Consider the following 13,159-nt stretch of genomic DNA (forward strand, 5'->3'; position numbering starts at 1 on the left):
GCCGCAACCATCTGAGCCGTCTGAGACCGCGCCGAACCGCTCGGCGCGTGTTCACGTGTGTGGCCAGTGTGACCGGATGTGGCAAGTGTGGCGTAGCGTGTGTGGCGGGTGTGGCGCCTGTGGACCACACGGCCTCTCCGACGTGTTCGACCTCGTCGTACGCCCCAAATCCCCTGCTTGCCTCGCATGAGGTCTACGAGACCAAGACAGCGTGATGGCGCCGCCAGCGGCCCGAGCCGACCGTGCTGGAGTGGCCGCCCTCCTGCTTGCGCGGTCCACCATCTGTGACTCCAGGAGATTCTCGCGTGAGCTTGCACCAGCCAAGCGGGCACGAAAGAATTAAAACAAGTTTTCGAAACTAGCGAGGAGGTGTGATGGGTCCGGCCGACTTCGACCCCGATCACCTTCGTCGTTTGAATAACTCTGACAGCTCTGGCAGCAGCCTTGATGGTTCTAGTGGTTCTGGTGGTTCTGCTGGCTGGTGGGACCGGTTGACCTCCGGTTCCCGGTGGTGGTCCGCGGATGGCTCGGCCGCTCGTGAGCACTTTCCGATCGCCGATCCCCAGCCGGCGCAGCACGCGAGCCGCACCAAGGCCGACAGCAGCACCAAGAGCACCGGCAGCAGCACCGGCAGCGGGCTCACAGACAGTGAACCCACCAGCGGCGACGCGTCCGGTGCCGCGAGCGCCGACAGCGCTGGTGGTGTCGGTGCCGGTGCCGGGAGTGCACGTGGTGCCGGTGCCCGCGATGCTGCTACTGGTGCTGCTCGGGGCCGGTCGTCGTGGGTTTTGGTGGGCTCTCTTCGTGAGTCGGCGCAGGCGTTGGCGTTGGCGGCATTGCCGGGCGATGCGGACATCTGCGTGGCCGAGGCCGAGGATTTGCTGTTCGCGCGGGATCGGATCACGTGCGCGTTGGCGGATCGGGTGGGGCGGGTGCATGGGGCGGGGCAGGCCAGGCAGCATGGGCATGCCTCCACCCGTAGCTGGTTGCGCACCGCCGCGGGAATGAGCGTGGCCGGAGCGGGCCGTCTGCTGACCTTGGCGGTGGAGCTGGCGCGTCTGCCGAGGGTGCGGGAGAAGTTCGCCGCGGGGGTGTTGTCGGCGGGGGTGGTGGAGGCGATCTGCACGGCCACCGCGCGGTTGAGTGATGAGCACGCGGGCCTGGCTGAGCCGATTTTGCTGGAGTTGGCGGGTAAGGCGGGGCCGGCGGAGGTGGCCAAGGCCGGCCGTTACTTGCGGGCGGTGCTCGACCCCGATGGTGAGGAGCGGGACGAGCGGGCCGACTACGGGCGGCGGTTTCTGCGGATCCGCCCCACCGCGGGTGGCGGCCTGGAAGGGGAGTTTTATCTGCCGCGTGAGGCGGCGGCCCGGTTGCGGGCGCTGTTGGATGCTTATGCCAAGCCACGTGCGGAGGGCGATGATCGGCCGTTGCGGGTTCGCCAGGCGGATGCGTTCATCGCGTTGATGGAGCAGAAGATCGTCGCTGAGCTCCTGGTTCTGGTCAACGCCGAATCCCTCCCCACCGACCCCCAACCCGACCACCCCGAAGCCGCCCAGGACGCCCAGAGTGCCGAGGACACCCAGGACGTCCAGGGTGCGACCAGTGCCGAGGACGGCCGGGACAGCGGGGACACCGGCGCGTTCGGCGACACCGGTAGCGTTGCCGGGCCCTGCCCCGTGGGCGACGACGACATCGAAGACGCCATCCCCAGCGACGACGACCCCGGCAACCTCAGCGACGTCGACTTCGCCGACGCGGTCGACGTGGGCATGACCGATGCCGCGTCTGCTCGGGGGGAGGGCCCCTACCGGCCACGTGACCCCGGCACCGCCGAGGCCGAGACAGCAGCCGCTCCGACAGCCGATGCCGAGACAGCAGCCGATGCCGGGGCGGTCGCGGAGGCCGCTGCCGGGAGCACCGAGCTTGACCTTGCCGGAACCGGCCCCCGCGATGAGGAGTCTCACGACCCCGAAGCCAACGAGCACCGACCCTGCGAAGGCGGGACCGATGAGCGCGGGACTTGTGAGCGCGATGCCGGTGGTTGCGGGGGTTGTGAGCAGCGGGCCAGCGATCACGACACCGCGAACGCCGCCCCGGCCGAGGGCAGTGGTGCTGGTGATGGTGACGTGAGCATGGCCTCTGCCGCAGGCGACGTCACCGCACCACGTAGGGGCGCAGACCGAGACCATGCGGCGGCCCAAGCTGAAACAGACCCCGAGCGCGCAGCAGCACGGCCCGCCTACAGCGGAAGCACACCTCCACACGCAGCGCCACCACATGCGGTGCGTCCCCGCGCGGCGCATTCTCGCGCGGCGGAATGGCCGGACCCTCCTCCCGAGGACGCCGCCGCGCACACCCACTTCGGGCACCAGCCTGCGGGGGACTGCCGGCATGCGCAGGGCACGCCCGAAGGCCGCAACGACGTACACCATGAGCAGCCGTCAGCAGGGACGGCGCGAAGCGCAGCACCGGGAGCGCCAAGACCGGAGCCGGGGACACCGCCGGGGAGGCCATCGGAGCCAGAGCCCGGGACACCGTCGAGCGAGCCTGCGCCGGGGACACCACCAGGCAAGCCACTGGGAGCAGCGCCGGGGAGGCCGCCGGGGAGGCCAACGGGAACAGCGTCACGAACGCTGCCGGGAACAGCGCCGGGTGAGCCGGGGCTGGGGGCGGTGCCGGGAGCTTTGCTGGGGGCGGCGCCGGGGTTGTTGCTGGCGACCGGGCAGATGTTGCCGGTCTCCAGCGTGCATCGCCTGGCCCGCACCTCCGCTCTGGTGCGGTTGGTGATGGATGCCGAGGGGCAGGTGCTGGACATGGGCCGCAAGGTCCGCCTGGCCACCCCCGCTCAGCGACGGGCCGTTTACGCCCGCTACGCCACCTGCTGGATCGACGGCTGCCCGCTGCCCGCCACCATGGGCCAGATCGACCACGCCGACAACTGGAGCACCGGCGGCCTCACCGACCTGAAACTCCTCGGCCCCGCCTGCCAGTTCCACAACCGCGACCGCTACCAGCACCCCGACCGCTACACCCGCCACCAAACCGGCACCGACCGCTGGACCTTCACCTATCGGCTGCCGCCCAGGGCTCGGCCCTGACGCGGGCGCCCTCGGGGTCGTAGAGCGGCTCGCGATTGATCGTGGCGCCCACGCGGCGGCCGTTGACGCCTATCTCGACGCGTTCGCCGGGCTCTACCTCCACCGGCAGATAGGCGTACGCGATCGAGCGGCCGACCCGGTGGCCGAACCCACCGCTGGTCACGCGGGAGACCGGACGGCCGTCCAGGCGGAGGGGCTCGCCGCCCTGGCAGACGTCACGCTCGTCGTCGAGCACCAGGCAGCGCAGCGCCACACGAGGACTCGGCAGGGCGGCCCGGCGCTCCGGCCGTACGGCGAAGCCGAGACCGGCCTCCAGCGGGGTGGTCTCGGGCGTGACGTCGAGGCCCCAGACGCGGTAGCCCTTCTCCAGCCGCAGCGAGTCGAGCGCGCGGTATCCCGCCGGCCGCATGCCGTGCGGCAGGCCCGCCTCCATGAGGGAGTCCCACAACGTCAGCCCGTACTCGGACGGGCAGTAGAGCTCCCAGCCGAACTCGCCCACGAACGTGACCCGCAGGGCGAGCACCGGGACGTGCCCCACGCTGATCTCGGCGGCCCGCAGGTAACCAAAGGTCAGATCGTCATCCGTCAGCGACGCCAGGATTTCGTACGCGCGAGGCCCCCACAGGCAGTAGCACGCGTACGCGGAGGTGACGTCGGCGACCGCAAGCCCGTGACGGCGCAGCAGTGCGGCGTCGTGGACCCCGAAGGCGGTGCCGGTGACGAGGCGGAACCGGTCCTCCGCCAGCCGGGTCACGGTCACGTCCGCCTCGATGCCACCGCGCTCGTTGAGCAGTTGCGTGTAGACCACCGGGTAGCCCCGCGCGGAGACCTCTGCGCTGACGGGCCGGTCCAGAGCGTTGCCGGCGAGCCGCTCCAGGTCAGCGACAGATCCGGATATTTCCAGCTTGGCGAAGGACGTCTGGTCGAACAGCCCGGCGGCGTCCCGCGTCGCCAGGCACTCCTCCCGGATCGCCGGAGACCACACGCGGCCCGCCCAGCCCCTCGGCCGCACAGTCCGCACTGCCTGTGCAGCCTGTGCACTCTGTGCACTATGCGCAGTCCCGGCGTCGGGCGTGGGCGGGTACCAGTTGGCCCGCTCCCAACCGGCCTTCTCACCGAAGGTAGCGCCCAGCGCCTCATGCCGCACCCAGGCCGGCGAACGGCGCAGCGGCCGGGCGGCGGTGCGCTCCTCGCCGGGATAGACGATGTCGTAGTACGTGCTGTAGGAGTCCAGAGCTCTGGCGCGGGCCCAGTGGGCCGACCGGGCGTAAGAGCCGAAACGACGCACGTCCATGCCGAAGACGTCATACTCCGGAGCGCCCTCGACGATCCACTCGGCCATGACCTTGCCCACGCCGCCGGCGGCGGCCAGGCCGTGCACGCAGAAGCCGGCCGCCACCCAGAGCCCGGCGACCGCGGTCTCCCCCAGCAGGAACTCCCCGTCGGGCGTGAACGCCTCCGGTCCGTGCACGACCTTGCGAAACGCCGCCGGGTCGTCGCCGGCCCCGACCGGCTTCAGTGACGGCACCCGCCGGACCGCCGAGTCCCACGATTCGCGGAACTTCGGCATGTCGGGCGTGAAGAGGGTCCGGGGCTCGGACAACGGCCGGTCGGTGTCCCAGACCTGAGGGCTCCTGATGTAGCCGCCCACGAGGATGCCGCCGTCCTCCTCGCGGAAGTACACGATGTTGTCCGGGTCCCGGACGGTCGGGGTCTCCGCCGGGACGCCGGACGCCGGAGTCACCACGTACTGGTGCTTGATCGGCACGATCGGGATGTCGGCCCCGGCCATCCGGCCGACCACTCCGGCCGCCGCCCCCGCCGCGTTCACGACGGTCTCCGTGCGCACGACGTGCTCGCCGTCCTCGCTGTGCTCGCCGTCCTCGCCGCGCAGCCGTACGGCGGTCACGCGGCCGTCATGGACGTCGATACCGGTGACCTCCACACCGGTGAAGATCCGTACGCCGAGCGCGCGGGCGCCCTCGGCCAGGGCGTGACCGAGCCGGGCCGGGTCGAGCCACCCGTCCCCGGGCAGCCACAGCGACCCGAGGACGTCGCCCACCTCCAGCAGCGGCAGCCGGTCGTGCGTGCCCCGGGGGTCGAGCACCTCCAGATCGAGCCCGTACGTCTCGGCGGCCCCGGCTTGGCGCAGCAGTTCCTCCATGCGCTCGGGGGTGGTGGCCAGGCGCAGCCCGCCCACGCCGTGCCAGCCCGGATCGAGCCCGGTCAGCTCGCGCAACTCGGGGTAGAGACCGGCCGAGTACATGATCATTCGGGTCTGCGTGACGGTGGACCTGAGCTGGCCGACGAAGCCGGCGGAGTGCCAGGTCGTGCCCTCGGTGAGGTGGTGTCGCTCGACCAGGATCACGTCGGTCCAGCCGAGCCGGGCGAGGTGATAGGCGACGCTGCATCCGGCCACTCCGCCGCCGATGACGACGGCGCGGGCGTCTGCGGGAAGTTGCGACATCGGTACCGTCCTGTAACACCCGGCCCAGACAATCGGATCAATGGTCTGAAGGTAGACCAAAAGGAGCCGGGCATGCCAGATCCCGTCGCAGACGCAATGGATCTCGTCACGGCCTGGGCCGGGCGGCCGTTGACCGTCACGACGATCAAGGGCGGGCTCAGCCACCACATCGCCAGGCTCGACAGTGAGGACGGCGACCGCTGGCTCCTGCGGGTGCTCGACCCGCGCATCGCCGAGACCGGACTCGGCATCCCGCTCGACCAGGAGATCGCCAACACGGTCGCGGCGGCGGCGTCCGGGATCGGCCCCCGCGTCGTCCACGTGCTGCCAGGTGCCCTCCTCCTGGAGTACGTCGAGGGGGTCACCCTCGACACCGGGGCGGTGGCCGCGCGGATCGAGGGGGTAGCGGACGCCTGCCGCCGCCTGCACGCCGGTCCTCGCTTCGGCAACGACTTCTCGATCTTCGGCAAGCTCCGGGAGTACGTGGCGCGCTGCCGCGCCCACGACCTGGCCCTCCCCGCCGGATACGAGGACGTGCTGCCGGTCGTGGCCGACGTCGAGGCGGCGCTGGCGCGGCGCCCGCTTCCCACGGTCCCCTGCCACAACGACCTGCTGGCCGAGAACCTCATCACCACCGGCGACGGCGTCCGGATCGTCGACTACCAGCTCTCCGGCAACAACGACCCCTGTTTCGAGCTGGGGGACCTGGCCGCCGAGTCCGACTTCGACCCCGACCAGGTCGTACGGCTCACGCGGGCCTACTTCGGCGACGACGAGCACGTCCCCCGGGTGCGGCTGAACCTGATCATGTCCAACCTCACCTGGGCGCTCTGGTTCGTCATCCACGAGGGTCTGGTCCGCGCAGTGACCCTGCCCGGATTCGACTACTCCGCCGAGGCCGCCGACAAGTTCGCCCAGGCCGTACGCGATCTCGGGGATCCCAGCTTCGGACGCCTGCTCGACGGCGTCCGGAAACTCCGCACCAGTTAGAGGAGGCCTCAGTGGCGCAAGCCCTCGACGACGACGCCAAACGACTAGCGGAACTCGGCTACAAGCAGGAACTGGCCCGCACGTGGAGCGGGTTCTCCAACTTCGCGATCTCCTTCTCCATCATCTCGATCCTGGCCGGGTGTTTCACCACCTTCAGCCAGGCGTGGAACAACGGAGGGCCCCTCGCGATCTCCCTCGGCTGGCCGCTGATCTCGGCGTTCATCCTGATCATCGGGTTCTGCATGGCGGAACTGGTCTCCGCCTACCCCACGGCGGGCGGCATCTACTGGTGGGCCGCGAAGCTGGGCCGGCCCGTCCACGGCTGGTTCACCGGCTGGCTCAACCTGATCGGCCTGATCGCGGTGACCGCGTCGGTCGACTACGGCTGCGCGACGTTCCTGAACATCACGATCGGCCGGTTCAGCGACTCCTGGGCGAACGGCAACGCGCTGCACCAGACCTTCCTGCTGTTCGCGATCGTCCTGGTGCTGCACGCGTTGATCAACATCTTCAGCCACCGCCTGATCTCACTGCTGCAGAACGTCTCGGTGTGGTGGCACGTGTTCGGCGCGGCGGCCGTCGTGCTGATCCTGATCTTCGGCCCGTCGAAGCACCAGAGCGTGGGTTTCCTGTTCGAGACGTTCAACCACTCCGGTTTCGGCGAGGGCGAGTCGGGCCCGGCGTTCTGGCTGTACGTGCTGCCGCTGGGCTTCCTGCTCACGCAGTACACGATCACCGGCTTCGACGCCTGCGCCCATGTGTCGGAGGAGACCCACGGCGCGGCCCGCTCCGCGGCCAAGGGCCTGTGGCAGTCGATCTTCTACTCCGCGATCGGCGGCTGGGTCCTGCTGCTGTCGTTCCTGTTCGCGGCCACGAACGTGGACGCTGTCGACGCCGAGGGCGGCTTCGTCGGGGCCATTTTCACCTCGTCGCTGTCGTCCACCCTCGCCACCGTCATCTTCGGCATCTCCACGGTCGGGCAGTTCTTCTGCGGCATGAGCTGCGTGACCTCGATGTCGCGGATGACATACGCGTTCTCCCGTGACGGCGCGGTGCCGGGCTGGCGGCTGTGGTCGAAGGTCGACCGCAACCGCACGCCGGTCAACGCGATCATCGGCGGTTGCGGGGTCGCACTGCTGATCACGCTGCCCGCGCTCTACGCGCCCGAGGGCACGACGACCCCCGTGGCGTTCCTCGCGGTGGTGTCCATCGCGGTGATCGGGCTCTACCTGGCGTTCCTCATCCCGATCTGGCTGCGCCTGCGCGCCGGGGACTCCTTCCAGCCCGGGCCGTGGACCCTCGGACGCAAGTACAAGGCGCTGTCCTGGATCGCCGTGATCGAGATCGCGATCATCTCGATCTACTTCATCCTGCCCATCGCCCCCGCGGGCGTGCCGGGCAACAAGGACTTCGCCTGGACCTCGGTGAACTACGCCCCCATCGCCGTGGGCGCCGTGCTCGTCGGCATCGCCCTGTGGTGGCACCTGTCGGCCAGGCACTGGTTCGCCGGCCCTCGCCGTACGGTCGACGACGCGGGCGACCGCGAACCGGTCGCGTAACCCCTCAGGAGGCCTCGAACGCCTCCGCGACGACTGGGCGGGTCTCCTCCATGGTGGCCCGCCCGAGCTCGTGGGCGATCGAGGTCATCTCCACGTCGGGCATGCCGCAGGGGATCGCGAGGTCCCACGGTGTGAGGTCGCCGTCCACGTTGAGCGCGAAGCCGTGGCTGGTGACCGACCGGCTCGACCGCATGCCGATCGAGACGATCTTCCGCCCGGTGTCGCGGGTCCACACGCCGGTGAGCAGCTCCGACCCGGGCGGGGTGTCGCGGCGCTCGGCCGGGACGCCGAGCTTGCCCAGCGCCTCGACCAGGCGCAGCTCGACCTCGCGGATGTAGTCGACCACGCCCTCGCCGGCCCGCAGCTTCACAATGAGATAGCCGACGAGCTGCCCGGGCCCGTGATAGGTGAGCTGGCCGCCGCGGCCGGTCGGCACCACGGGGATGCCGGCCGACGGGTCGGGCAGGTGGGTCTCCAGCGTCCGCTTGCCGACCGTGAAGACCGGCGGGTGGCTGAGCAGCCACAACGTGTCGGGCCGCGCGTCGTCCTGTCGTTCCTCGACCAGCGCGGCCATGCGCTCCATGGCCTTCTCGTAGTCGACCAGGTCGTCCTGGACCAGCGTCAGGGGCCGTTGCCGCATCATCGCTCACCTCTCCTGATGTGAGCATAAACGGGCCCGCGCGATGGGTTGCCGCCTACCTCCGCCCGTACGAGTAGTCGTAGCCCGGGGCGGCGGCAGCCGGGGCCTTGGGGAACAGCACCCACATGATGAGGTAGGCCACGAACTGCGGACCGGGCAGAATGCAGGACAGCAGGAACAGCACGCGCACGACCGTCGGCGACATGCCGTACCGGTCCGCGATCCCCCCGCACACGCCAGCGATGATCTTGTGCTGCCTCGATCGGTACATCGATCGGCTCCTTTCGTCATCCGGTTCAACGGACGGCCGTGAGCTTCACGTTCCACGAGGAACCCTGAGAAAACCCCTATCCCGGACCCTGAGACGAATCTGCGGCTACCCGCACTGCCAGGGCGCGGCCGGGACGACCAGCGGTCCGCCCGTGACCGGGTCCGGCACGACGACCGACGTGAGCCCGAAGACCTCGTGGACCAGATCGGCGGTGATGACGTCGCTCGGCGCGCCCTGGGCGACGATGCGTCCCGCCTTCATGGCGATGAGGTGGTCGGCGTAGCGGGCGGCCTGGTTGAGGTCGTGCAGGACGACGACGACGGTCCGGCCGCGCTCGCGGTTGAGCTGCCGCACCAGGTCGAGCACCTCGACCTGGTGCGCGATGTCAAGGTATGTCGTCGGCTCGTCGAGCAGCAGGAGGCCGGTGTCCTGGGCGAGGGCCATCGCGATCCAGGCCCGCTGCCGCTGACCGCCGGACAGCTCGTCGACCAGCCGCTCCGCGAGGTCACCGGTCGCGGTGCGGTCCATCGCCTCGCCGACGGCCTTCTCGTCCGCCTCCGTCCACTGCTGCCACCACTTGTGGTGTGGCTGCCGCCCGCGGGTCACCAGTTCGGAGACCGTGATGCCCTCCGGCGGCACCGGGGTCTGCGGCAGCAGCCCGATCTCCTGGGCGACCCGCCTGGTGGGGATGCGCGCCAGCTCGGCGCCGTCCAGTAGCACCGAGCCACGCCGCGGCTTGAGCAGCCGCCCCAACGCGCGCAGGAGGGTGGACTTGCCGCACGCGTTGGGTCCGATGATGACGGTGACCTGCCCATCCGGGATCTCCAGGTCGAGGCCGTCCACGACCGTACGGTCCTCGTAGGTGAGCACGAGCCCTTCGGCCCTGAGGCGGTTGCCGGTCACGCGGTTGCCGGTCATGAGGTGCCTCCAGAACGGCTGCGGGTGCGGACGATCAGCCACATCAGATACGGGGCGCCCACCACCGCGGTGAACACGCCGACCGGCAGCTCGATCGGGGAGAACAGCTTGCGGGCCAGCAGATCCGCGACGGTCACGATCAGGGCGCCGGTCAGCGCGGAGCCGACCAGGGGGATGTGTGCGGTGCGGGTGAGGCGGCGGGCGATCTGCGGGGCGAGCAGCGCGACGAAGTCGACCGGGCCTGCCGCGGCCGTCGCCACCGATGCCAGGACGACGCCGAGGACGGTCAGGCACAGGCGGACCCGGCCGAGCCGTACGCCTTGAGCGGTCGCCGTGTCGTCGTCGAACAACACCGTGCGCTGGGCCCGGGCCGCCCACAGCAGCGCCGGCGTCAGCACGAGCAGGATCAAGGCGAGCGGTGCGGCGTGGTCATAGCCGCGGCCGTTGAGCGATCCGGTGAGCCAGACCTTGGCCTGCTGGGCCACCAGGAAGTCGCCCTTGGTGAGGAACAGCTGCGTCAGGGAGCCGAGGGCCACCGAGATGCCGATGCCGATGAGCACGAAGCGGGCGGCGTGCAGGCCCCTGCGCCAGGCGAAGACGTAGACCAGCGCGGCGGCGGCCAGGCCGCCGAGGATCGAGACGTACGGCAGGGTGCCGGGCGCGGCGAGGCCGAAGGTCATCGCGGCGACGGTCGCCGCGCCCGCGCCCTGCGTCACACCGATCACGTCCGGACTGGCGAGCGGGTTGCGGGCCACGGTCTGGATGAAGGATCCGGCGATGCCGAAGGCGGCGCCGGCGAGCAGGCCGACCGCGAGGCGGGGCATCCGCAGGGTGCCGACCACGAACTCATCGGGGCTCGGCTGCCCCCCTCCGACAGCCGAGCAGAGCACCCGGACGACCTCCGTGGGACCGACGAAGGACTCACCGACGCACAGATAGACGACGGCGGTCACCGCGAGCACCGCGCCGAGCAGGACGGCGACGAGGGTCGCCCTGCGGTGCAGCAGGAAGCTGCCCCGTCCCACGCGCAGGACGGAGAAGCCGGTCGGGCGCACGGGGCGTGTAAGGCTCGTCACGCCGCCACCACCGCCTTCCTGCGTACCAGTGCGATCAGGAAAGGCACGCCGAGCAGTGCGGTCATGACGGCCACCGGCACCTCCGAGGGCGGGAAGACGACGCGGCCGAGGACGTCCGCGACCAGGAGCATCACGGGGCCGAGCAGGGCCGCCGCGGGAAGGACCCAGCGGTGGTCCGCGCCTACGAGCGCTCGCGCGATGTGCGGGACGGCCAGGCCGGTGAAGGCGATCGGACCGGCGGCGGCGACCGCGACGCCGGTCAGGACGGTGGCGCCGAGACCTCCGAGGATCCGCAGCAGGGGGACGTTGTGGCCGAGCCCCTTGGCCACGTCCTCCCCGAGCGCGAGCGCGTCGAGCCCTCGGGCCATCGCGGCGACCAGCAGCAGCCCCGCGAGGAGGAACGGCCAGGTCTGACCGGCGATCTCGGCGCTCCGGCCGCTGAGCGAGCCGACATGCCAGAACCGGAACTCGTCCAGGGCCCGGGCGTCCGTCGTCGCGATGCCGGAGACCACGGAGGCGAGCAGGGCGTTCATCGCGGTGCCGGCCAGGGCGAGCTTGACCGGTGAGGCGCCGCCGCGACCGCCGCTGGCGATGACGTAGACCGCGACCGCCGCGATCCCCGCGCCGGCGAAGGCGAACCACACATACCCGTTCAGCGAGTGCACTCCGAGGAAGGCGATCGCGCACACCACGCCCACCGAGGCGCCCTGGCTGACGCCCAGGATTCCGGGTTCGGCGATGGGGTTGCGGGTGATGCCCTGCATGACCGTGCCGGCCACGGCGAGGGCGACGCCGGCCATCACCCCGATGAGGGTGCGAGGCACCCGCAACGACCATATGACCTGGGCGTCGTCGCTGCCGCCGCCGTGCAGCAGGGCGTCCACCACGACGCTCGGCGCGATCTGGCGGCTGCCCGCCGCGAGGCTGAGCAGTACGGCAAGGAGCAGCAGTCCGGCGAGGACCAGCAGGAGCGCGCTGCCGGCGGTCGGGCCGATGCGGCGTCGGGTGGCGCGGGGCATTCGTTCGCTTTCTCGGAGCCGGTGAGGGACCACGTGCGCCTATCCGGCGAGGTACCTCTCCAGGTCCCCGACGACCTCCATCGCGGCGGTGACACCGAGGCCGAGATACCAGGTCTCGTCCGGAACCTCGTAGGCGTGCCCGGCCTTGACCGCCTTGAGGTTCTTCCACAGCGGATTGCCCTGGACCGCCGACTTCTGGGTCGCCTTCGGATCGCCGTAGACACCGGTGAAGATGACGTCCGCGTCCGCCTGGTCGATGTTCTCCGCGCTCACCTCGGCGGCGAGGTCCGGGATGTTCTGGTTGACGGGGCGCGGGATGCCGGCGTCCTGGAGGATGGTGCCGATGAAGGAGGCGTTGGCGTAGAGCCGGATCACGCCGTTCGGCAGGAAACGCACCATCGAGACGACGGGCTTGTCGTCGCCCAGCTTGCTGCCGAGGTCCTTCACCTTGCGGTCGTACTCGGCGAGTTTCGCCTTGGCCTCCTCGGTCTTGTCGAGGGCGGCCGCGTTCAGGAGGTAGTTCTCCTTCCACGTGAAACCGGGACGGATGGAGAACACGGTCGGGGCGATCTTCGACAGCTCGTCGTACTGCTCGGCGGCGCGCAGCTGGCTGCCCAGGATCAGATCCGGGTGCAGGCCGGCGATCGCCTCCAGGTTGAGGCTGTTGATGGTGCCGACGTTCTTCGGGGTGCCGGCGTCCTTCTTCAGGTAGGACGGCAGCTCGGGCGAGCCCTCGCTGGGCGCGAAGCCGACCGGCTTGACGCCCAGGGACACGACGTTGTCGAGCTCTCCGACGTCCAGGACGACGACCCGCGAGGGCGGGGCCTTGATCTCGGTCGTGCCCATGGCGTGGGTGATGATGCGCGGCCACTGGCCCGGCTTCGCGGTGGTGCCCATCGCGGCGGTCTTCTCCGCGGCGGTGCCGAAGTCCGCGCCGCCCTTGGCGACGGCCTTGGCGGCCTCGGCGGCGCCCGCACCGGTGCCGGCGCCGGAGGACGCGCCGGAGGAGGCGCCGCAGGCGGCCAGCGAGAGTGCGACCGCGACGGCGCCGATACCGAGACCGATACCGCGGTGCCGGAGAAACATACAGGGCTCCCTGCCGAGACAGTAAAGATTAGGTA

At 70.5% G+C, this 13,159-nt stretch carries 10 protein-coding genes; 3 read left to right on the top strand and 7 right to left on the bottom strand.

Annotated elements, in window-relative coordinates; translation table 11 throughout:
* Nucleotides 1–374 precede the first annotated feature (374 nt).
* Complete coding sequence (locus FLX07_RS00195) at nucleotides 375–3,098, top strand: HNH endonuclease (RefSeq protein WP_142567377.1); 2,724 nt, start codon at nucleotides 375–377, stop codon at nucleotides 3,096–3,098.
* Here the strand turns inward: FLX07_RS00195 and FLX07_RS00200 are convergent.
* Nucleotides 3,064–5,565, bottom strand: coding sequence for a GcvT family protein (locus FLX07_RS00200; RefSeq protein ID WP_142567378.1), 2,502 nt, complete (start codon nucleotides 5,563–5,565; stop codon nucleotides 3,064–3,066). The two genes, FLX07_RS00195 and FLX07_RS00200, sit on opposite strands and share 35 nt — an antisense overlap.
* 72 nt (nucleotides 5,566–5,637) lie before the next feature.
* Here FLX07_RS00200 and FLX07_RS00205 point away from each other — a divergent pair, with 72 nt between their 5' ends.
* On the top strand, nucleotides 5,638–6,555 hold the full coding sequence (locus tag FLX07_RS00205) for a choline/ethanolamine kinase family protein (RefSeq protein WP_142567379.1): 918 nt from the start codon (nucleotides 5,638–5,640) through the stop codon (nucleotides 6,553–6,555).
* A gap of 11 nt (nucleotides 6,556–6,566) precedes the next feature.
* Nucleotides 6,567–8,114: an amino acid permease gene (locus tag FLX07_RS00210; RefSeq protein WP_142567380.1), complete on the top strand. Its 1,548-nt coding sequence runs from the start codon at nucleotides 6,567–6,569 to the stop codon at nucleotides 8,112–8,114.
* A gap of 4 nt (nucleotides 8,115–8,118) precedes the next feature.
* On the opposite strand, the gene lipB is transcribed toward FLX07_RS00210, so the two are convergent.
* The 6 genes from lipB to FLX07_RS00240 all read right to left on the bottom strand — a co-directional run bounded on the left by lipB (nucleotide 8,119) and on the right by FLX07_RS00240 (nucleotide 13,124).
* Complete coding sequence (gene lipB, locus FLX07_RS00215; protein ID WP_142567381.1) at nucleotides 8,119–8,757, bottom strand: lipoyl(octanoyl) transferase LipB; 639 nt, start codon at nucleotides 8,755–8,757, stop codon at nucleotides 8,119–8,121.
* A 52-nt stretch (nucleotides 8,758–8,809) separates the two neighbouring features.
* A complete protein-coding gene (locus tag FLX07_RS00220) occupies nucleotides 8,810–9,025 on the bottom strand; it encodes a PspC domain-containing protein (RefSeq protein ID WP_142567382.1) in 216 nt (71 codons plus the stop codon).
* Between the two features lie 105 nt (nucleotides 9,026–9,130).
* Nucleotides 9,131–9,943 (bottom strand): ABC transporter ATP-binding protein, encoded by an 813-nt coding sequence (locus tag FLX07_RS00225; RefSeq protein WP_142567383.1) that lies wholly within the window; start codon nucleotides 9,941–9,943, stop codon nucleotides 9,131–9,133.
* Complete coding sequence (locus tag FLX07_RS00230) at nucleotides 9,940–11,019, bottom strand: FecCD family ABC transporter permease (protein WP_142567384.1); 1,080 nt, start codon at nucleotides 11,017–11,019, stop codon at nucleotides 9,940–9,942. Before FLX07_RS00230 ends, FLX07_RS00225 begins: the two co-directional genes overlap by 4 nt.
* On the bottom strand, nucleotides 11,016–12,038 hold the full coding sequence (locus tag FLX07_RS00235) for a FecCD family ABC transporter permease (protein ID WP_142567385.1): 1,023 nt from the start codon (nucleotides 12,036–12,038) through the stop codon (nucleotides 11,016–11,018). Before FLX07_RS00235 ends, FLX07_RS00230 begins: the two co-directional genes overlap by 4 nt.
* A gap of 39 nt (nucleotides 12,039–12,077) precedes the next feature.
* Entirely contained in the window at nucleotides 12,078–13,124 is a 1,047-nt protein-coding gene (locus FLX07_RS00240; protein WP_142567386.1) for an ABC transporter substrate-binding protein, read from the bottom strand.
* Nucleotides 13,125–13,159: the final 35 nt, after the last annotated feature.

Source organism: Microbispora bryophytorum (genome assembly GCF_006874465.1).
GTDB classification, from domain to species: domain Bacteria; phylum Actinomycetota; class Actinomycetes; order Streptosporangiales; family Streptosporangiaceae; genus Microbispora; species Microbispora bryophytorum.